The organism is Chitinophaga eiseniae, from assembly GCF_012641265.1.
Classification (GTDB): Bacteria; Bacteroidota; Bacteroidia; order Chitinophagales; family Chitinophagaceae; genus Chitinophaga; species Chitinophaga eiseniae_A.
This window is the reverse complement of sequence record NZ_JABAHZ010000022.1, coordinates 1-1,856: the sequence shown is the minus strand read 5'-3', so window position 1 is coordinate 1,856 and position 1,856 is coordinate 1. Positions and strand designations below refer to the sequence as shown.

Annotated in this window: 1 protein-coding gene; it reads left to right on the top strand. The window is 39.6% G+C overall.

Annotation, left to right across the window (positions count from 1 at the left end; translation table 11 throughout):
* The first annotated feature begins 124 nt into the window (after nt 1–124).
* Nucleotides 125–1,681, top strand: coding sequence for an IS1182 family transposase (locus tag HGH91_RS30910; RefSeq protein WP_168743100.1), 1,557 nt, complete (start codon nt 125–127; stop codon nt 1,679–1,681).
* Nucleotides 1,682–1,856 lie beyond the last annotated feature (175 nt).

Genomic DNA, 1,856 nt, shown 5'->3' with positions numbered 1-1,856 from the left:
GAGGGTGTCTCAAAAGTAATTTTGAGGCACCCTCTTTAATTTTGAGAAAAAAGGGCTGATTTATCCAGATAATCTGGTTGAAAAAAAGACTTTCAAGTGTTGGTCAGGGTAGTTAAATTTGGGTATGGCACGAGGAAAAAGCTTTAAAGTATCCTTTAAGCCGACCTATCAAAATCAGGCCATGTTGTTTCCCCCTGATTTAAATGAGATGGTATCGGCAGATCATCCGGTTCGTGTTGTTGACCGGATAGTAGAAAGTATAGATATTGGTTTGCTGCTGGCTCGCTATAAGCCAGGAGGTACCAGCAGCTATCATCCCCGGATGTTGTTGAAAGTATTGGTGTACGCCTATATGAATAATATTTACAGCAGCCGTAAGATAGAAGATGTGCTGGGCAGGGATATTTATTTTTTATGGCTTAGTGGGATGAGCAAGCCAGATCATAATACAATAAACAGATTTAGAAGCGGGCGCCTTCAAAAGATATTGCAACCGATATTTAGCCAGGTGGTATTATTATTATGTGATGAAGGCTTATTAAGTTTAAAGGAGCTTTATACTGATGGGACTAAAATAGAAGCCAATGCTAATCGTTATAGTTTTGTATGGGGCAAGAGTATTAGCAATAATCGTGAGAAAATAAAGAAGCAGTTAAATGAACTGTGGCAATACGCTCAATCAATAGCCGCTGCGGAACTTAACAGCCCGACCGACCCTACAGATCCCGGTCCGATAGATAGCAGTAAAATAAAGGAGGTGATTGACAGTATCAATCAGGCGCTCAGTGAGGTGGCAAAGCAGGAAGCGATAGATCCCAAAATACGACAGAAGCTAAATTATGCGCGCAAACACTGGCCAGATGCTTTAGACCGGTATGATCAGCAGGAGCAAATATTAAAAGGACGTAAAAGCTACAGTAAGACAGATCCTGATGCTACTTTTATGAGAATGAAGGAGGATCATATGAAAAATGGTCAGCTGAAACCAGGTTATAACGTTCAAATCAGCACAAACAATCAATATATCCTCTCCTATAGTATCCACCAAAACCCAACAGATACGCTGACCCTTCCGCCTCATTTATCTTCACATATTAAACACCTGAAAACAAAACCATCCAATGTTACCGCTGATGCGGGCTATGGCAGTGAGCAAAATTACAAGTGGCTTGAAAACAGAAGGATCACCGCTTATGTAAAACATAATCAGTTCGATCGTAATCAAAATAAAAACATCCGACAAAAAAAGCGATTTACTGTAGACCAACTTCCGTATGATAAAGACCAGGATACCTTCACCTGTCCGGCAGGAAAAAAACTGATCAATCAGGGCAGCTTTAAAAGCCACTCCCATAGTGGATATGAACAAACAATAACAAAATACAAATGTGAATCTTGCGCCTGGTGCCGCTTAAAGAAAGAATGTCATAAGCAAAAGGGTAGCCGGGTTATTGAAGTAAATCAGCAGTACAGGCAGCTTAAAAAAAGGGCCGACAAACGATTAAATACAAAACGAGGTATCCAGAAAAGAAAGAGACGATGCTTCGAAGTAGAACCTGTTTTTGCCAACATCAAACATAACCACATGTTTAAGCGGTTCATGTTGCGTGGTATTGAAAAAGTAAATATAGAAATGGGATTACTTGCCCTGGCCCATAACATCCGTAAAAAAGTGGCGTAAAAATGCCATTAAAGCACAAAAACTTCCTACCAGCTCCCCTCTAAATACTTATACAACAATCCAACAATTAATACTGCATCAAAAATTGCATTTTGGAATAAATTATCTCATAATGAGCTTAGTTGTGCCTAAAAACTAAAAGAGCGCCTCAATTATTTTTGAGACGCCCTCTTTT

Excerpts from the sequence above, each read along its gene's own strand:
- HGH91_RS30910 (WP_168743100.1), top strand. The coding sequence starts at position 125 with ATGGCACGAGGAAAAAGCTTTAAAGTATCCTTTAAGCCGACCTATCAA.